The organism is Prevotella multiformis DSM 16608 (assembly GCF_000191065.1).
GTDB lineage: Bacteria > Bacteroidota > Bacteroidia > Bacteroidales > Bacteroidaceae > Prevotella > Prevotella multiformis.
In genome coordinates this window covers 1,538,080-1,556,211 of record NZ_GL872283.1, presented here as the reverse complement: position 1 = coordinate 1,556,211, position 18,132 = coordinate 1,538,080, and the positions used below count along the sequence as shown (strand labels likewise).

Sequence of the window (18,132 nt, the reverse complement as noted above, 5' to 3'; positions counted from 1 at the left end):
GATTCGCCAGGAAAGATAGAAAGGCCGGATTAGCCTGGACGGGCGGCAGGGCCAGAGCAGGAAATCCTCCCTCTTCCTACAAAGAACAAAAAACAGAAGCAAAATGCTATACTACATCTTTCGCTGGTTAGACCAGTTCGGCATCAGCGGCTCCCATCTTTGGGGTTACATCAGTTTCCGTGCCATTCTGGCGATGATTCTGGCACTGGTTGTCTCCGCATGGTTCGGAGAACGCTTCATCAAGTACCTCAAGAGCAAGCAGATCACCGAGACGCAGCGCGATGCCGCCATCGACCCGTTCGGTGTCAAGAAAATCGGCGTGCCGTCCATGGGCGGCATCATCATCATCGTAGCGCTGCTGATTCCTGTCCTCCTGTTGGGCAGACTGCGCAACACCTATCTCCTGCTGATGGTAGGCACGACCCTCTGGCTGGGCTTCCTCGGCGGGATGGACGACTTCATCAAGATTTTCAGACACGACAAGGAAGGGCTGAAAGGGAAATACAAGATCGTAGGACAGGTGACCATCGGTCTTATCGTGGGGCTTGTCCTCTGGGCATCGCCTGACGTGAAAGCCAACCTCAACCTGGAAGTCGCCAACCAGAACGGGCAGGAGGTCGTCGTCAAGCACGAGACAAAGGCAGAGAAGACCTTGAAGACGACCATTCCCTTCGTCAAATCCCACAATCTCGATTATTCTGAGATCGTAGGGTTCTTAGGGAAGTACAAGACGGCGGGCGGATGGATCCTCTTCGTCATCATGACCATCTTCGTCGTCACGGCTGTTTCCAACGGCGCCAACCTCAACGACGGCATGGACGGTATGTGCGCCGGCAACTCGGCGGTGATCGGTGTCGTGCTGGGCATTCTGGCGTATGTCAGCAGTCACATACAGTTCGCCGCCTACCTGAACATCATGTACATTCCCGGTTCAGAGGAGCTGGTGGTCTTCTTCATGGCATTCATCGGTGCGCTGATCGGATTCCTCTGGTACAATGCCTATCCGGCACAGGTGTTCATGGGCGATACGGGCAGCCTGACCATCGGCGGCATCATCGCCGTCGGCGCCATCATCATCCACAAGGAACTGCTGCTCCCGATTCTCTGCGGAATCTTCTTCGTCGAGAGCCTGAGCGTCATCGTCCAGGTATGGTATTACAAGCTGGGAAAGCGGAAGGGGGTAAAACAGCGCATCTTCAAGCGCACGCCGATCCACGACAACTTCCGCACGCAGGACAGCCAGCTCGACCCTGAGTGCAAGTACCTGGTGAAGGTGCCGCACGGTGCTGTACACGAGAGCAAGATCACCCTGCGTTTCATCATCGTGACCATCCTCCTCGCCGCATTGACCATCATCACATTGAAGATAAGATAAACCTTCCGTTCGGACAGCTCCGGTGGAAGATTGTCGGCGTACACTGGGAATGGGATTCCCGATCGGTTGGGAACAGGATTCCCGACGGCTGGGAATGTGATTCCCGACGGCCGGGAACAGGAGTACCGACGACGGGGGACATTCTCCGGGAGAACGGAAGGCAGGCAAAACAAGTGTAAGGAAAGGAAAAGAGATATGAAAAGAATCGTAATACTGGGTGCCGGAGAGAGCGGAGCCGGTGCCGCCGTACTGGCTAAAAAAGAGGGCTTCGACGTCTTCGTGTCGGATATGTCGGCCATCAAGGACAAGTACAAGAAACTGCTCGACGACCACGGCATCGAATGGGAAGAGAAGCATCACACGGAAGAGAAAATCCTCAATGCCGACGAGATCATCAAGAGTCCGGGCATCCCCAAGGAAGCTCCGATGATCCAGAAGCTCATGGCAAAGGGCACGCACATCATCAGCGAGATAGAGTTTGCCGGCCGTTACACGGACTCGAAGATGATCTGTATCACGGGAAGTAACGGAAAGACGACGACGACGAGCCTCATCTATCACATCTTCAAGGATGCCGGATACGATGCCGGGCTGGCAGGCAACATCGGCAACAGCCTCGCCCTGCAGGTCGCCGAAGATCCGCACGCATACTACATCATCGAGCTGAGCAGTTTCCAGCTGGACAACATGTACGACTTCCGCGCCAACATCGCCATTCTGCTCAACATCACGCCGGACCATCTGGACCGCTACGACTTCAAGTTCGAGAACTATGCCGATGCCAAGATGCGCATCATCCAGAACCAGACCAAGGACGACAGCTTCATTTACTGGAACGACGACCCGGTCATCAAGAAGGAACTGGAGAAATTCGACGTGCATGCCGTGTGCTATCCCTTCTCCGAACTGAAGGAGAACGGCAGCATCGGTTACATCGAAGAAGGACAGTACAAGATAGAGAAGCCCGAACCGTTCAACATGGAACAGGAAGACCTCTCGCTGACAGGCCGGCACAATATCTACAACTCGCTGGCAGCCGGCATCGCCTCCGGTATCAGCGGCATCAGGAAAGAGAATATCCGCAAGAGCCTGAGCGACTTCCCCGGCGTAGAGCACCGGTTGGAGAAGGTGTGCAAGGTGGCCGGCGTGCAGTATATCAACGACTCCAAGGCGACCAATGTCGATGCCTGCTGGTATGCGCTGGAGAGCATGCGCACACCGACCATCCTCATTCTCGGCGGCAAGGACAAGGGGAATGACTACGATCCCATCAAGGAACTGGTAAGGGAGAAGTGTGCCGGTCTCGTCTATCTGGGTGCCGACAACAAGAAGCTGCACGACAATTTCGACAGCCTCGGCATTCCCGTATGCGACACCCACTCCATGAAGGACTGCGTGGCGGCCTGTGCCTCAATGGCGAAGCCGGGCGACACGGTACTGCTGAGCCCCTGCTGCGCCAGCTTCGACCTCTTCAAGAACATGGAGGACCGCGGCGACCAGTTCAAGAGCCTCGTAAGGGCTTTATAAGACAGGGGAAACAAGATCTGGCAGGCTTTCAAAGCATTTCAAAGTGACAAAGAAGAAATGAAGAATAAATCTCTCGGCAATCTTTTCAAAGGCGACAAGGTCATCTGGATGGTCTTTTTCTTCCTGTGTATCATCAGCATCATCGAGGTATACTCGGCTTCAAGCTCGCTGTCCTATACAGGAGGAAAGTACTGGGATCCCATCATCTACCACTGCGGCATCCTCCTGGCCGGCGTGGTGCTGATGGTGGTAGTGCTGAATATCAAATGCCGTTATTTCAAGCTGTTCACGCCTTTTGCCCTCGCCATCTCCGTCCTGATGCTCGTATGGGTACTCGTCGCCGGGCAGAGCACCAACGGTGCCAGCCGCTGGATCAACCTTCTCGGCATCCAGTTCCAGCCTTCCGAGCTGGCGAAGGGAGCACTTGTACTGGCCGTGGCGCAGGTGCTCAGCGCCATGCAGACCGACAAGGGCGCAGACCGCAAGGCTTTCAAATACATTCTGGGGCTCTCCGGCGTCATCATCGGACTGATTCTCTTTGAGAACCTGTCTACTGCCATGCTCATCGGACTGACCGTGATTCTCATGATGTTCGTGGGCGGAGTGCCTTTCAACCAGTTGGGAAGGCTGCTCGGGGTCATCGTCCTGTCAGGAGTCTTTCTCCTGTCCATGGTGATGCTGGTCGGCGACGACAAGAAGGCCGACGATGAGCTGCCCGCAAAACAGAACCTCACCGAGCAGTCTGCTGCCGCCCGGCAGGAGGAACGGTCGCCGGGCTTCTTCGGCAAGACGCTGCACCGCGCCGATACGTGGAAGGCCCGTATCAAGAAATTCTTTGACAATGAGTACGTAGCGCCGAAAGATTACGACCTCGACAAGGATGCACAGGTGGCACACGCCAATATCGCCATCGCCTCGTCCGATTTCGTGGGCAGAGGGCCGGGCAACTCCAACGAGCGCGACTTCCTGTCGCAGGCGTTCTCCGATTTCATCTATGCCATCATCATCGAGGAGATGGGGATTCTCGGTGCTGTCGGCGTGGCATTTCTCTACATCATCCTTCTTTTCCGGACGGGAATCATTGCCAACCGGTGCGAAAACTCTTTCCCGGCATTCCTCGCCATGGGCATCGCTTTCCTGCTGGTCACGCAGGCGCTGTTCAATATGCTGGTAGCCGTCGGCCTCGCCCCCGTGACAGGCCAGCCGCTGCCTCTCATCAGCAAGGGCGGTACCTCCACCATCATCAACTGCGTTTACATTGGCGTGATACTGAGTGTCAGCCGTTCGGCAAGGAAGAAGAAAGAGGGAAGGACGATGCCGGGAGAACTTTCCAAGACGGCCGCCTGAAGTGTTGAGAAGTCTAAAAAGAAAACTGAAAGTTGGAGGAAGACGAAAAAATTGATTACCTTTGTAGGTTATAAAGAAGAAGCAAATGGACAAGGACTTGAGAATTATCATCAGCGGCGGCGGGACGGGAGGACATATCTTCCCGGCCGTGTCGATTGCCAATGCCATCAAGGCGAAACACCCGGAGGCGAAGATACTCTTTGTCGGTGCGGAGGGACGCATGGAGATGCAACGCGTGCCGGCCGCCGGCTACGAGATAAAGGGGCTGCCCATCAAGGGATTCGACCGTGCACACAAGCTGAAGAACATTGAAGTGCTGTGCAAGCTCTGGAAGAGCCTGCGCATGGCGCGGCAGATCGTCAAAGACTTCCGGCCGCAGGCGGCCGTAGGAGTAGGGGGCTATGCCAGCGGTGCGACCCTCTACGAGTGTGCCAGGATGGGGATTCCCTGTCTTATCCAGGAGCAGAACTCCTATGCCGGTGTCACCAACAAACTGCTGGCGAAACGGGTGAAGAAGATCTGTGTGGCATACGAGGGGATGGAACGTTTCTTCCCCGCCGGGAAAATCATCATGACGGGGAACCCCGTCCGTCAGAATGTCCTCTCTACACCCCTCTCCGTCGGAGAAGCCCGCAAGAGCTTCGGGCTGGCACCGGACCGGAAGACCATCCTCCTTGTCGGCGGCAGCCTCGGTGCGCGTACCGTCAACCGGTCCGTCATGGAGCATCTGGATCTTGTCGCCGGTACGGACGTGCAGTTCATCTGGCAGACCGGAAAGTTCTACAACCGGCAGATCATGGACTTCATGAAAGGCAAGGAACTGCCGAACCTGAAAATCATGGATTTCATCAGTGACATGGGAGCCGCCTACAAAGCCGCCGATCTGGTGATCAGCCGTGCCGGGGCAAGCTCCATCAGCGAGTTCCAGCTTATCGGAAAGCCGGTCATTCTCGTCCCCAGTCCGAATGTGGCGGAAGACCATCAGACGAAGAACGCCATGGCGCTTGTCGACAGGGAGGCGGCTCTCTGCGTAAAAGACAGTGAAGCTCCTGGCACACTGCTGAGACTCGCCCTCGGCACCGTCGCCGACGACAGGAAGCTGGCGCACCTCAGCGAGAATGTAAAGAAGATGGCACTCCGCAATGCTGCCGATGTGATTGCAGACGAAGTCCTCGGTCTCATCAAGGACTGACCGGTCCCCACGCTTCTCCCTGTTCCGTCCGGGACACGGTCGTATTCTGCAATCAGGATGCCCTCTTCGGGTAAACATCTCCCCGACAACACACAAACAAAAGAAAAAGAAACAGATAACACATGGAACTCAAAGATATCAAATCGGTTTATTTCGTCGGTGCAGGCGGCATCGGCATGAGTGCGCTTGCCCGCTATTTCCTTCATAAGGGAATGCCGGTGGCCGGGTACGACAAGACACCATCCGAACTGACCCGTAACCTGGAGAAAGAGGGCATGGACATCCACTACGAGGAGAATGTCCGGCTCATCCCCGAGGAATGCAGAAAGCCGGCATCTACGCTGGTGGTCTTCACGCCGGCCATCCCTGCAAGCCATGCGGAACTGGTTTACTTCCGGGAGAACGGCTTTGACATCCAGAAACGCGCACAGGTGCTCGGCACGCTCACCCGTACACACAAGGGGCTGTGCTTCGCCGGCACGCACGGAAAGACGACCACCTCGACGATGTGCGCGCACATCATGCACCAGAGCCATCTGGACTGCAACGCCTTTCTGGGCGGCATCTCCAAGAACTACGGCACCAATTACATCCTCTCCGCACACAGCGACTTCGTCGTCATCGAGGCCGATGAGTTCGACCGTTCCTTCCACTGGCTGCGTCCCTGGATGAGCGTCATCACCTCTACTGACCCGGATCATCTGGATATTTACGGAACCAAAGAGGCTTACCTCGAGAGCTTCCGCCACTATACGGAACTCATCCAGAAAGGCGGCGCGCTGATCATCCACAAGGGGCTGGAAATGAAACAGCATGTGCAGGAAGGTGTGAAAGTGTACGAGTACAGCCGGGACGGAGGTGACTTCCATGCCGGGAACGTCCGTATAGCGGACGGCACCATCACCTTCGACTTCCTCTCTCCTATAGAGAATGTCAGGGATGTAGAGCTGGGGCAGCCCATACCCATCAACATCGAGAACGGCATTGCCGCCATGGCCATGGCACAGCTCAACGGCTGTACGGCAGAAGAACTGCGCAACGGCATGAAGACCTACGGGGGTGTCGACCGCCGTTTCGACTTCAAGATCAAGGACAGCCGGCACGTGTTCCTGTCTGACTACGCACATCACCCGAAGGAAATCCTCCAGAGTGCGAAGAGCCTCAAGGAACTCTATGCGGACCGGAAGGTCACCGTGATTTTCCAGCCGCACCTTTACTCCCGTACACGCGACTTCTACAAGGACTTTGCCGAGGCGCTCAGCCATTTCGACGAGGTGATCCTTACGGAGATCTATCCGGCACGTGAGCAGCCGATTCCCGGCGTGACGAGCAGACTCATCTACGACAACCTCCGCCCGGACATCGAGAAGCAGATGATCAGGAAAGAGGATGTGCTCGACTTCGTCAGGTCACGCGACTTTGACGTGCTGGTCGTCCTGGGGGCAGGCAACCTTGACAACTATGTGCCCCGGATTACGGAAATACTCAACGGGAAGTAGGAGAGGGAAGGGAAAGAGACACCTGTCCCGGAACGGGGAACGGCTCTTCAGAACAAAGAAGAAAGTATGTATATTCAGTGGAAAAAGATCATCATTACCGTGCTGGACATCGTGCTGGCCGTGTATCTTTTCATGGCTGTCACCTCATGGAACAGTCCGGATGAGAGCGGGATGGTGTGCTCTAAGGTGAATATCAGCATATCCGATTCCAACAATGCAGGCTTCCTGACCGCCGGGGAGATAAAACGGATTCTGGAGAAAGCCCGCCTTTATCCCCTCGACAGGAAGATGGACGGGGTCAATCCGCGTGCCATCGAGGAGGCGCTGAAGGTAGGACCGTTCGTCAAGACGGCTGAATGCTATAAGACCAAGGACGGCCATGTCAACATCAGCATCACACAGCGGATGCCGATCATCCGTATCAAAAGCAACAGCGGGGCCGACTTCTACCTTGACGACAATGGCGGGATACTTCCCAATTCCAAGTACACCAGTGACCTGATCATTGCGACAGGCAACATCGACAATAACTTCGCGCGCTTCTACATTGCACCTCTCGCCAAGGCGATCAGCGCCTCGCCGCTATGGCTGAACCAGATCGAGCAGATCAATGTCCTGCCCGACAAAGGGATAGAATTGGTCCCGCGGGTCGGCGACCATATCATCTTCATCGGCTATCTGCCGCAGAACAAGGGGTCGTGGACACGGAAGCACGAAATCAACCTCTTCGTGACGAAGAAGCTGTCACGGCTGGAGAAGTTCTACCGGTATGGCCTTTCACAGGCCGGGTGGAACAAATACGCCTACATCGACATCGAGTTCGACAACCAGATTATCTGCAGACGGCGGGATGCGAATGCTGAAAGGGCCGAAGAGCAGGCGCTGGAGAAGGAAGAAAAGGCCGGCCGCACTGCAGACCGGAAGCGGACGGAAGAAGAAGAGAGGGAGAAGGCCCGGAAAGAAGTGGAACGGCAGGAGACCGCCGCGGACGGACCGACAGAGTAGGGCGGCAATCAAAAGGAAAATCAAAACAAGGAATACATAATACTTAACGAATATGGCAGAGTTCATAGTAGCCATTGAATTAGGCTCATCAAAGATTACGGGAATCGCTGGCAAAAAGAATCTTGACGGCAGCATCTCCGTGCTTGCCGTGGTAAAGGAAGACGCTTCGCAGTGTATCCGGAAAGGAGTCGTCTACAACATCGACAAGACGGGGCAGTGCCTTACCGGCATCATCAACAAACTGAGGAAACAGCTGAAGTACGAGATCTCTCAGGTCTACGTGGGCGTAGGCGGACAGTCCATACGGAGTGTACGCAACGTCATCGTAAAGGATCTGCCTGCGGATACCATCATCACGTCGGACATGATCAACGAACTGATGGATGCCAACCGCAATATGACGTATCCGGACCAGGAAATCCTCGATGCCGCCACACAGGAATACAAGGTCGACAACCAGTACTCTCTCGACCCGGTGGGTATCAAGGCGACCCGGCTGGAAGGAAACTTCCTCAACATCCTCTGGCGCAAGGCTTTCTATGACAACCTGAACAACTGCTTTGAGAAGGCCGGCATCTCCATTGCCGAGATGTATCTTGCCCCGTTGGCACTGGCGGATTCCGTGCTGAGCGAAGCCGAGAAGAGAGGAGGCTGTGTGCTGGTAGACTTCGGGGCCGACACGACGACGGTCTCCGTCTACCACAAGAACATCCTCCGCCATCTGGCAGTCATCCCGCTGGGCGGCAACAACATCACAAAGGACATTGCCAGCCTGCAGATGGAAGAGAAGGATGCGGAGGCGATGAAACTCAAGTATGCTTCCGCCTACACGGAAAACAACGACATAGACAACAGTCTGAAATACTCCATCGATGCGGAACGTACCGTGGACAGCCGCAAGTTCATCGAGATTGTGGAAGCCCGTGTGGAGGAAATCGTCGAGAATGTGTGGTGTCAGGTTCCGCCGGACTATACCGACAAGCTCCTTGGCGGATTCATCCTTACAGGTGGCGGCATGAACCTGAAGAACATCGAACGCAGCATCCGCAACTGCACCCACATCGACAAGATCCGCAAGGCGAACTTCGTCACACAGACCATCACCTCCGGCAATGCCGACATCACCGCCAAGCATGGCGACATGAACACGGTTCTCGGACTGCTTGCCAAGGGCGACATGAACTGTGCCGGTCCTGCTTACAACCCGTCACAGAACACTCTTTTCAACAACGACGACGTGGCGGTCGGGACTCCGGCAGACAGCTATGCCCCGTCGGCTGCCAGCCGGCAGGGACAGGGCATCGTCCCTACACCAGAGGAGAAGAAGAAAGCCGAAGCGGAACGGCGCAGGCGGGAGGAGGAAGAACGGAAGCTGCGGGAGGAAGAAGAAGCAAGGGCGAGAGAGATAGAAGAAGAGAAACGCCGCAACAGCTTCTGGCACAAGTTTACGCGCAAGGCGAAGGAGTTCGGCAAGAAGATCATCGACGAAGAAGAGGAATAGCCGTTTCCTATACGTACAAGAAAGAACATTGTTAAAATAATATACAGATACCGTTATGGCAGACAACAATAACAGATTAGATATATTAGACTTCGATGACAACGATGTTGCCGACAGCATCATAAAGGTCATTGGTGTCGGCGGAGGCGGCGGGAATGCCGTCAATCACATGTACCGCGAGGGAATCCACGATGTGACCTTCGTCCTATGCAATACGGATGCACAGGCACTCAACGACTCTCCCGTGCCGGTTCATCTCCAGTTGGGCAAGGAAGGACTTGGTGCAGGAAACCGGCCGGAACGTGCGCGCCAGGCTGCTGAAGACACCATTGAAGACATCAAGCACATGCTGGACGACGGGACGAAGATGGCGTTTATTACCGCTGGGATGGGCGGTGGAACCGGTACGGGTGCTGCACCGGTCATTGCACGTGTGAGCAAGGAACTGGGGATTCTTACCGTGGGCATCGTCACCATCCCCTTCCGTTTCGAGGGAGCCAAGAAGATTGACCAGGCGCTGGACGGTGTGGAAGAGATGGCCCGGCACGTTGATGCCCTGCTCGTCATCAACAACGAACGGCTGCGTGAGATTTACCCGGAACTGAGCCTGCTCAATGGTTTCCGTAAGGCTGACGACACATTGAGTGTGGCGGCCAAGAGCATTGCCGAAATCATCACGGTTCACGGTATTATGAACCTCGACTTCAACGATGTCAAGACAGTCCTCAAGGATGGCGGCGTTGCCATCATGTCGACCGGTTACGGTGAAGGCGAGGGACGTGTGAAGCAGGCGATAGAGGATGCCCTCAACTCACCGTTGCTCAACGACAACGATGTCTACAAGTCGAAGAAGATTCTGCTTTCCATCAACTTCAACAGCGACGACAAGGACAACCCGGGGCTTACCATGGAAGAGATGGGCGATGTCACCGAGTTCATGAACCATTTCAGCGCTGACTTCGAACTGAAATGGGGACTTGCCATCGATCCTGAGCTTGACAAGAAGGTCAAGGTTACGATCCTTGCGACAGGCTTCGGCATCGAGAATGTTGACGGTATGGGCGGTCATATCAAGAAGCAGACACAGGAGGATGCCGCACGCCTTGCGGAAGAAGAGGAGAAGGCTGCCGAGCGTCGTGACCGTCGTGACCGTTTCTACACAGACAACAGCAGCTCTCAGTACAAGCACCGTCCTCATATCTATCGCTTCACAGCCGACGAGCTCGACAATGAGGATGTGATCCTTGCCGTTGAGAATACGCCTACCTACAAGCGTACCAAGCAGATGGTCAAGGACATCAAGCGCATCGGCGCTCCCGAACAGAATGTGCAGGAGAACGAAAACAGGGATACGGTCAAGGGAGTCATCAGCTTTGTCTGATGAAGCCCGGTGCTCCAGGAATGGATGATAGGCGGTGAACGGAAATGGACTTCATTATCGTTCACCGCCTATCATCGTTTATCCAGCCAGCCATGCCATCATAGCCTGTCTTGCCATCATGGTCTGTCTTGTCATCCTCGCCTGTCCCCACTTACATCCGCAAGTTACAGCACCGGAGCCAGGAACCTGGCAAGGCAATAGCCGCCTCCTATCAGCCAGCACCACAGAATCGCAGCCAAGAGGAAAGGCTTGAGGCCGGCCTTCTTGAATTTCTCGATGCTCGTCTCGGCACCCAGTGCCGACATGGCCATTGTAAGCAGGAACGTATCAAGCGTATTGATGAAAGACACGACACTGTCGGGAAGCAGGGACAGGGAGTTGAACCCGATCACGACAAGGAACAGTACGGCAAACCAGGGGATTGTGACCTTGCTGTGCCCGTTTCCGGCGTTCTCACGCTCCGCCACGTCCTTTGCCACGAAAAACGCAATGACCAGCAAAACAGGTACCAGCATCATCACCCGGATCATCTTCACGATAATCGCCGAATTGCTGACGGCTGCCCCCATGGCATTGCCGGCGCCGACCACGTGGGCCACCTCATGAATCGTAGAGCCTGCAAAGATGCCCATCTCATCCGGAGACAGCCCCAAGGCTCCCGTCCGGTAAAGGACGGGATAGAGGAACATCGATAGCGTTCCGAAAATGACCACTGTCGCCACGGCCACAGCCGTCTTGTAAGGCTTCGGACGGATTGCGCCGTCCACGCCCAATACGGCCGCCGCTCCGCAGATGGCGCTTCCGCAGGCGGTCAGCAGTGCGATGCTTCTGTCCATCTTCAGCAGCTTTCCTGCCGCAACCCCCAGCAGGATGGTTCCTGCCACAATCACTGCATCAATGAGGATGGCCGGCAAACCCACCGCTGCGACATCCTGGAATGTCAGCCGGAAACCATAAAGGATAATGCCGAAGCGCAGCACCCGTTTCCCGCAAAAGGCAATGCCGGGCACCCACGTGTCAGGAAGATTGTTGCGGAGGCTGTTCGCATACAGCATGCCCAGCACGATTCCCACCACCATCGGGCTCAGGGACAGGGCCTTCACCCAGTTCATGTCGCCGATGTAGAAAGCCGCACAGGCAAACAAAGTAATCAGCAGTACCCCGTGAAGCATACTGCTTCGCTGTTCTGTTAGTTTCATGTTTTCTTATTGTATGAAAGATTAGAAATGTACGATTGATGAAACGGAATGATGTTACAGAACTGCAAAAATACAAAAATAAACCGACTCCACCGGCTTCCTCCACAAGGATTCTTCTCGCTTTTGTTCTGTTGTCGTCCTGCGAAACATATAAAGTCATGTTTCTCTTTGTGTGATATCCTTTTGCCGGACAATCCCTCATCGTCTTTGGAAAAGCAGGCTTTCCCTCGTCAGACCCGGCACGTCCCCCCCCTTGGCTTCTACTGCAAGTCGTCTCCATACGGACAAGCAGAATGTCTGCGTGCATGCCCCCGTCACGGGTGGTGTCTGCCGTCAGCACGGGTGGTGTCGGACATCCGTACGCCGGCAGGAGGCCGGGTCGGTTTCTGTCGATGATGTATAGGGCAAGAGGAAATGGCAGGCTTATGCGGGAAATGTCTGCCGGGCGGTGATGCCTTCCGTATCGTCTGTTTCTCTCCACAGGCCGGATGCCGGCTACTGCCCGAACAGTTCCTGCAGCACCAGAAAGCTCTTCAGTTCCGGCATGTCGGGGACATGGATCCGGTAATACCGGAGGATAATGTCCGAGATGTGGTTGCGGTCGGTATGTGAAAGCCGGAAGAGGTGCATGTTCTCATAGTCCATGCGCATAAGCAGGCCGATGTTCGCCGCCTCGGCAGGCAGAAGATAGTCGGGGTGGGAGGGGACGCAGTCGGTAAAGGTCGCATTGCGCAGGTCGAAGCAGGCTCCCTTCCGGTAGTCCTCAAGATTGGGGAAGAACCCGATGAAGCGGCTCAGGCGCATCATGAAGACAAGATGGAAATTGGCATAACCCTGTACGGCCTCGTCCAGCCATTCCATGCTGGTCTGCACATAGTGATACAGATGGACATTCTGCTGCTCCCCCCGCGTGACATACGACAGGAACTCTGAAAGGAAAAGAAGGACCGCCGACTTTGCCGGATCAAAGGGGATCGAACCGTAAGGGCGCAGAATCCGCACATCTCTTATCCGCTGCAGGGTCACACGCTGGCGGTAGTCGAATGACAGCTCGAGGAGGGTCAGCGGCTGGAAGAACTGCTTCTTGACCTTTCCCTTGGCCGATTTTGCGACATGGGTGATGAAAGAGATGCGGCCTTCCTGCTCGGTAAACATATCGACGATCAGCGATGTGTCGCCGAACTTCAGAGACCGCAGAACAATGGCTTTTGACTTCTGTATCATATCAAGACCCTGCAAAAGTACAAAAATACAGTATCTTACAGAAATTATTTCGGCAAAAGTTTGGCTGATTGAAATAAAAGGAGTACCTTTGCACCCGCAATTTGACCACGGTCCCTTCGTCTATCGGTTAGGACGAGAGATTTTCATTCTCTAAAGAGCAGTTCGACTCTGCTAGGGACTACAAGTAAAATAAAAGAAGGAAACAAAGATGGCAAATCACAAATCATCATTGAAGAGAATCCGTCAGGACAAAGTCAAGACGCTGCACAACAGATACTATGCTAAGACCATGCGTAATGCTGTTCGCAAGCTGCGCAATCTGACGGACAAGGAAGAGGCTGTAAAGCTCTATCCTACCGTACAGAAGATGCTGGACAAATTGGCTAAGACCAATATCATCCACAAGAACAAGGCAGCCAACCTGAAAGCTTCTCTCTGCAGGCACGTTGCAGCATTGGGATAATGCCTTCAAGTCATAGCTGAAAAAGAATAACAGAGCCGCAATCCGGGAAAGGATTGCGGCTCTTCTCGTATCGGCGCCCGTCGCTGCCGGCCTCTCTGTCAGGCGGTCTGCCGGATGCGGTCGGGGCGGCTCGGGAGAATCGCCCCCGTCCGGACCGACGTTCATTCCCCTGAGGTACAGGCTGTAAGCCTCTGGTCGTACACCCTCCGTCAGGTTCCTGCAGCAGCCGCTTCGGGAGGCTCCCGGCATCCTCCGGAAGTCCCCTCCGCACGGACTTTACAGAACAAACCTTAAGCGTTTTTTGCAAGTTTTTATTTCCTTATCTGAAGGAAAAAGTGTATCTTTGCATACCATAAGACAATCTAACGAAAAATGGCAGAAAATCAAGAAAACGAGAATAATTACTCCGCCAGTAACATCCAGGTCCTCGAGGGGCTGGAGGCCGTACGCAAGCGTCCTGCCATGTATATTGGCGACATCAGTGAAAAGGGACTCCACCACTTGATCAACGAGACCGTCGACAACTCCATCGACGAGGCGATGGCCGGCTACTGCAAGAACATTGAGGTAAGCATCAACGAGGACAACTCCGTCACGGTCGAGGATGACGGCCGAGGCATCCCTGTAGACGAGCACAAGAAGCTCCACAAGAGTGCCCTTGAGGTCGTGATGACCGTCCTGCATGCCGGCGGCAAGTTCGACAAGGGCTCGTACAAGGTCAGCGGCGGTCTGCACGGTGTGGGTGTCAGCTGTGTGAATGCCCTCTCGTCTCATATGAAGTCGCAGGTGTTCCGCGACGGAAAGATCTACCAGCAGGAGTATGAGAAGGGGAAGCCGCTCTATCCGGTAAAGGTCGTGGGCGAGACCGACAAGACCGGTACACGCCAGCAGTTCTGGCCGGATGCCGGCATCTTCACGACGACCGTTTTCCAGTGGGACATTGTGGCGCGCCGTATGCGGGAGCTGGCATATCTGAATGCCGGCATCAAGATCACGCTTTCCGACCTGCGCCCTGACCCCGAGACCGGCAAGACCCGTACCGAGGTATTCCATGCCAAGGACGGTCTGAAGGAGTTTGTACGCTATGTGGACCGCCACCGCCAGCATCTCTTCGACGATGTCATCTACCTCAAGACCGAGAAGCAGAACATCCCTATCGAGGTGGCTGTGATGTATAACACGGACTACACGGAGAATATTCATTCCTACGTCAACAATATCAACACCATCGAAGGCGGTACGCACCTGCAGGGATTCCGCACGGCACTGACCCGTACGCTGAAGGCATACGCCGACAACGACCCGCAGATCTCCAAGCAGATAGAAAAGGCTAAGATCGAGATTGCCGGCGAGGACTTCCGTGAGGGACTGACTGCCGTTATCTCCATCAAGGTGGCAGAACCACAGTTCGAGGGACAGACAAAGACCAAGCTGGGCAACAGCGAGGTTTCCGGAGCCGTACAGCAGGCGGTCGGCGAAGCGCTGTCAAACTATCTGGAGGAGCATCCGAACGAGGCGAAGTTGATCTGCAACAAGGTCATCCTTGCCGCCACGGCACGTGTAGCGGCACGCAAGGCACGTGAGAGCGTCCAGCGCAAGAACGTGATGAGCGGCGGCGGTCTGCCCGGCAAGCTGGCCGACTGTTCCAACAAGGATCCGAAGGACTGTGAGATATTCCTCGTCGAGGGTGATTCCGCCGGCGGTTCTGCCAAGCAGGGGCGCGACCGTTACACACAGGCCATCCTCCCTCTCCGCGGTAAGATACTGAATGTGGAGAAGGTGCAGCGTCACCGTGTGTTCGAGGCCGAATCCGTCATGAACATCATTCAGTCCATCGGTGTCCGTTTCGGTGTAGAGGATGAAGGCGACTTCGAGGCGAATACCGACAAACTCCGCTACGACAAGATCATCATCATGACCGATGCCGATGTCGATGGCTCGCACATCGACACCCTGATCATGACCCTCTTCTATCGCTATATGCCGAAGGTCATCGAGCAAGGACATCTGTACATCGCCACCCCGCCGCTCTACAAGTGTACCTACAAGAAGGTGAGCGAATACTGCTACACAGACCAGCAGCGACAGGCTTTCCTCGACAAGTACGGAAACGGGGTCGAAGACGGAAAGACCATCCACACCCAGCGTTACAAGGGTCTCGGTGAGATGAATCCGGAACAGCTGTGGGAGACGACCATGGATCCCAAGACCCGTCTGCTGAAACAGGTAACGATCGAGAATGCCGCTGATGCCGACGAGATCTTCTCCATGCTGATGGGAGACGACGTAGAACCCCGCCGCGAGTTCATAGAGAAGAATGCCACCTACGCCAACATCGACGCATAGACCAAGGCTGAATCCCATGTGGCAGCAGGTCTGGCAAGTAAATGTGTGTAGCCTGACGGTGTGTAAGGCGGCCCGCTGACAAAGACAGGTGCAGAGCCGACCGGCATATAACGGGAGACGGACGAAGATGGGCACAAGGCTGACCGGTATATCCACCGGAGAGTGACAAGGGAGCATGACAGCAGAACTTGTCACAAAAGGCTCTCCTCCTCACGAAACAGGGAGGAGAGCTTTTGTTTGAGGTGTTTTCTCATTGCCTGCCATTGTCTTGTCATCGCTTGTCACTGCCTATCCCCGCTTGTTATTGCCTATCCCCGCCTATCACATCCTATTTCAACAAAGAAAAATGAACAGAAACATAAGACTCACCGAAGTGGATGTCGCCCATGCAAAGCGTATCTACCCGGAAGGTGAATACATTGACAACGACCTGATACTCTTCGAGGACATCGCGAAGGTATCGCTTCCGGAAAATTCCTCCCGGATGAAGTCGCTCTTCCTTGCGCTCTGCACCGGCGGAAAGGCGCAATACACCGTAGATACGAAAGCGCATGAGGTAGGGGCCGGAGACGTGATCATCATCAGTGAGGGACAGGTCGTCGGCGACTACAGACTGTCATGCGACTGCAGGGGGATTGCGCTCATCCTGTCGTATGACTTCTTCCAGAATATTGTCAGCGGCATCCACGAGCTGTCGGCTCTCTTCCTCTTCGCACGAACCCATCCCGTCTTCCACCTCAATCCGGACCAGACAAAGGCGTTGGAAGACGACATCCGCCACATCCGGCAGAAGGTCACAGACACGGGACACCGCTTCCGCCGCGAACTGGTGATGACGATGCTCAAGGCTCTGATCATCGACATGAGTAATGTCATCTACCGCTTCCAGCAGACAGGTGACGAAAGCCAGATGCGTTCCGAGGTCATCTTCCGCAATTTCATCCAGGCTGTTGAGAAGAATTACCGTACGGAACGCCGTGTCAGCTGGTATGCCAAGCACCTGTGCATCACATCGAAATACCTCTCAGAAACGGTACGTACCGTCAGCAGGCGGACACCCAGCGAATGGATTGACTCTTACGTCACACGTGAACTGCGCGTCATGCTGAAAAACAGCACGATGAGCATCAAGCAGATTGCCGATGAGATGAATTTCGCCAATCAGAGTTTCATGGGGAAATACTTTAAGGAACACGTAGGGATGAGTCCGTCGCAGTTCAGGAAAAGTTGACAGGCCGGCAGGTGGACAAGTGGACGGGTTGTGGCTGAAACAGAACCGAAAAGCATAGGTCTCGAGGGGTAATTGCGGTAAAAACGCATCTCCTGAATGGCTTTGTGGCAGCATGAAGGGCACACGCAAGGGATGGTTTCCCACGCTTCAGGCCGATATCTTCATGCCATTTCCGGAATGGACCAAATGCGATTTTTTAAACGGACAACTGGTTTACCTGTCAATTTGTAAACGCGTCAACTCGTCTGCCACTTCACACAGTTCTTCATACCACTCTCTGCCGAATCTGCGGATGAGCGGTTCCTTCAAGAACTTATAAAGGGGAAGATCCAGTTCTTCTCCTTTTTTTCGTGCATCAGCACAGATGCGCCATCGATGGTAATTGATTCCACAGGTGCCGTTGCCGAAGTCCTTCACACGGATCGGATACAACGAGCAGGAAATGGGCTTTACGAAGCCGGTCTTCCCGTTGCGGTAGGAACGTTCCAGCGCACAAAGGCAGCAGTCATGCTCATAACAGGTGAAAACACAGTCCTTACCACTGACGATGCTCGTCACCAACTCGCCCTCCTCATCGGTATAAGCCACCCCCTGCCGATCGATAACAGACTGGCCGGAGGCAGACAGGTCGCCCCAGACAGCATCCAGGACGTTCTCGATTTCCATCGTCTCATCTAATGTCACAGGTGCCCCGGCATCTCCTTCGACGCAGCACTGTCCATGACACTTGTCGAGGTCGCAGCAGAACTTCACCGTAAGAATGTCCGGAGAGACAAGGACATTGCCTACCATGAATATGTGATCGTACGTGTTACCCATCTTTTTCGCCTTACCTTGAAACG

At 54.7% G+C, this 18,132-nt stretch carries 14 protein-coding genes; 11 read left to right on the top strand and 3 right to left on the bottom strand.

Going from position 1 to position 18,132, the window contains the following annotated elements; all coding sequences use genetic code 11:
- The first annotated feature begins 103 nt into the window (after positions 1-103).
- From HMPREF9141_RS11790 to ftsZ, 8 genes are all read left to right on the top strand, one after another.
- The gene (locus HMPREF9141_RS11790) at positions 104-1,375 is read left to right on the top strand and encodes a phospho-N-acetylmuramoyl-pentapeptide-transferase (RefSeq protein WP_007368998.1); all 1,272 of its coding nucleotides are present in this window, start codon (positions 104-106) and stop codon (positions 1,373-1,375) included.
- A 195-nt stretch (positions 1,376-1,570) separates the two neighbouring features.
- A complete protein-coding gene (gene murD / locus HMPREF9141_RS11785; RefSeq protein WP_040555115.1) occupies positions 1,571-2,902 on the top strand; it encodes a UDP-N-acetylmuramoyl-L-alanine--D-glutamate ligase in 1,332 nt (443 codons plus the stop codon).
- A 57-nt stretch (positions 2,903-2,959) separates the two neighbouring features.
- Positions 2,960-4,249, top strand: a complete 1,290-nt coding sequence (locus HMPREF9141_RS11780; RefSeq protein WP_007368996.1) for an FtsW/RodA/SpoVE family cell cycle protein — start codon at positions 2,960-2,962, stop codon at positions 4,247-4,249.
- Between the two features lie 85 nt (positions 4,250-4,334).
- Entirely contained in the window at positions 4,335-5,441 is a 1,107-nt protein-coding gene (gene murG / locus HMPREF9141_RS11775) for an undecaprenyldiphospho-muramoylpentapeptide beta-N-acetylglucosaminyltransferase (protein WP_007368995.1), read from the top strand.
- A gap of 122 nt (positions 5,442-5,563) precedes the next feature.
- Positions 5,564-6,940 (top strand): UDP-N-acetylmuramate--L-alanine ligase, encoded by a 1,377-nt coding sequence (gene murC, locus HMPREF9141_RS11770; protein WP_007368994.1) that lies wholly within the window; start codon positions 5,564-5,566, stop codon positions 6,938-6,940.
- 66 nt (positions 6,941-7,006) lie between these two features.
- On the top strand, positions 7,007-7,945 hold the full coding sequence (locus tag HMPREF9141_RS11765) for a cell division protein FtsQ/DivIB (protein WP_007368993.1): 939 nt from the start codon (positions 7,007-7,009) through the stop codon (positions 7,943-7,945).
- A gap of 52 nt (positions 7,946-7,997) precedes the next feature.
- Complete coding sequence (ftsA, locus tag HMPREF9141_RS11760) at positions 7,998-9,446, top strand: cell division protein FtsA (RefSeq protein WP_007368992.1); 1,449 nt, start codon at positions 7,998-8,000, stop codon at positions 9,444-9,446.
- A 55-nt stretch (positions 9,447-9,501) separates the two neighbouring features.
- A complete protein-coding gene (gene ftsZ, locus HMPREF9141_RS11755; protein ID WP_007368991.1) occupies positions 9,502-10,827 on the top strand; it encodes a cell division protein FtsZ in 1,326 nt (441 codons plus the stop codon).
- Positions 10,828-10,991: 164 nt separating this feature from the next.
- Here ftsZ and HMPREF9141_RS11750 read toward each other — a convergent pair whose 3' ends face one another.
- Entirely contained in the window at positions 10,992-12,026 is a 1,035-nt protein-coding gene (locus HMPREF9141_RS11750; RefSeq protein ID WP_007368990.1) for a YeiH family protein, read from the bottom strand.
- Positions 12,027-12,521: 495 nt separating this feature from the next.
- The gene (gene recO / locus HMPREF9141_RS11745; RefSeq protein ID WP_007368989.1) at positions 12,522-13,250 is read right to left on the bottom strand and encodes a DNA repair protein RecO; all 729 of its coding nucleotides are present in this window, start codon (positions 13,248-13,250) and stop codon (positions 12,522-12,524) included.
- 208 nt (positions 13,251-13,458) lie between these two features.
- Here recO and rpsT point away from each other — a divergent pair, with 208 nt between their 5' ends.
- The 3 genes from rpsT to HMPREF9141_RS11730 all read left to right on the top strand — a co-directional run bounded on the left by rpsT (position 13,459) and on the right by HMPREF9141_RS11730 (position 17,290).
- Positions 13,459-13,713, top strand: a complete 255-nt coding sequence (gene rpsT / locus HMPREF9141_RS11740; protein WP_007368988.1) for a 30S ribosomal protein S20 — start codon at positions 13,459-13,461, stop codon at positions 13,711-13,713.
- 372 nt (positions 13,714-14,085) lie between these two features.
- Complete coding sequence (gyrB, locus tag HMPREF9141_RS11735) at positions 14,086-16,059, top strand: DNA topoisomerase (ATP-hydrolyzing) subunit B (RefSeq protein WP_007368987.1); 1,974 nt, start codon at positions 14,086-14,088, stop codon at positions 16,057-16,059.
- A gap of 346 nt (positions 16,060-16,405) precedes the next feature.
- Positions 16,406-17,290, top strand: coding sequence for a helix-turn-helix domain-containing protein (locus HMPREF9141_RS11730; protein WP_007368986.1), 885 nt, complete (start codon positions 16,406-16,408; stop codon positions 17,288-17,290).
- A 213-nt stretch (positions 17,291-17,503) separates the two neighbouring features.
- Here the strand turns inward: HMPREF9141_RS11730 and HMPREF9141_RS11725 are convergent, their stop codons facing one another.
- Complete coding sequence (locus HMPREF9141_RS11725; RefSeq protein ID WP_007368985.1) at positions 17,504-18,109, bottom strand: DUF3109 family protein; 606 nt, start codon at positions 18,107-18,109, stop codon at positions 17,504-17,506.
- Positions 18,110-18,132 lie beyond the last annotated feature (23 nt).

Excerpts from the sequence above, each read along its gene's own strand:
- HMPREF9141_RS11790 (WP_007368998.1), top strand. The coding sequence starts at position 104 with ATGCTATACTACATCTTTCGCTGGTTAGACCAGTTCGGCATCAGCGGC.
- murD (WP_040555115.1), top strand. The coding sequence starts at position 1,571 with ATGAAAAGAATCGTAATACTGGGTGCCGGAGAGAGCGGAGCCGGTGCC.
- HMPREF9141_RS11780 (WP_007368996.1), top strand. The coding sequence starts at position 2,960 with ATGAAGAATAAATCTCTCGGCAATCTTTTCAAAGGCGACAAGGTCATC.
- murG (WP_007368995.1), top strand. The coding sequence starts at position 4,335 with ATGGACAAGGACTTGAGAATTATCATCAGCGGCGGCGGGACGGGAGGA.
- murC (WP_007368994.1), top strand. The coding sequence starts at position 5,564 with ATGGAACTCAAAGATATCAAATCGGTTTATTTCGTCGGTGCAGGCGGC.
- HMPREF9141_RS11765 (WP_007368993.1), top strand. The coding sequence starts at position 7,007 with ATGTATATTCAGTGGAAAAAGATCATCATTACCGTGCTGGACATCGTG.
- ftsA (WP_007368992.1), top strand. The coding sequence starts at position 7,998 with ATGGCAGAGTTCATAGTAGCCATTGAATTAGGCTCATCAAAGATTACG.
- ftsZ (WP_007368991.1), top strand. The coding sequence starts at position 9,502 with ATGGCAGACAACAATAACAGATTAGATATATTAGACTTCGATGACAAC.
- HMPREF9141_RS11750 (WP_007368990.1), bottom strand. The coding sequence starts at position 12,026 with ATGAAACTAACAGAACAGCGAAGCAGTATGCTTCACGGGGTACTGCTG.
- recO (WP_007368989.1), bottom strand. The coding sequence starts at position 13,250 with ATGATACAGAAGTCAAAAGCCATTGTTCTGCGGTCTCTGAAGTTCGGC.
- rpsT (WP_007368988.1), top strand. The coding sequence starts at position 13,459 with ATGGCAAATCACAAATCATCATTGAAGAGAATCCGTCAGGACAAAGTC.
- gyrB (WP_007368987.1), top strand. The coding sequence starts at position 14,086 with ATGGCAGAAAATCAAGAAAACGAGAATAATTACTCCGCCAGTAACATC.
- HMPREF9141_RS11730 (WP_007368986.1), top strand. The coding sequence starts at position 16,406 with ATGAACAGAAACATAAGACTCACCGAAGTGGATGTCGCCCATGCAAAG.
- HMPREF9141_RS11725 (WP_007368985.1), bottom strand. The coding sequence starts at position 18,109 with ATGGGTAACACGTACGATCACATATTCATGGTAGGCAATGTCCTTGTC.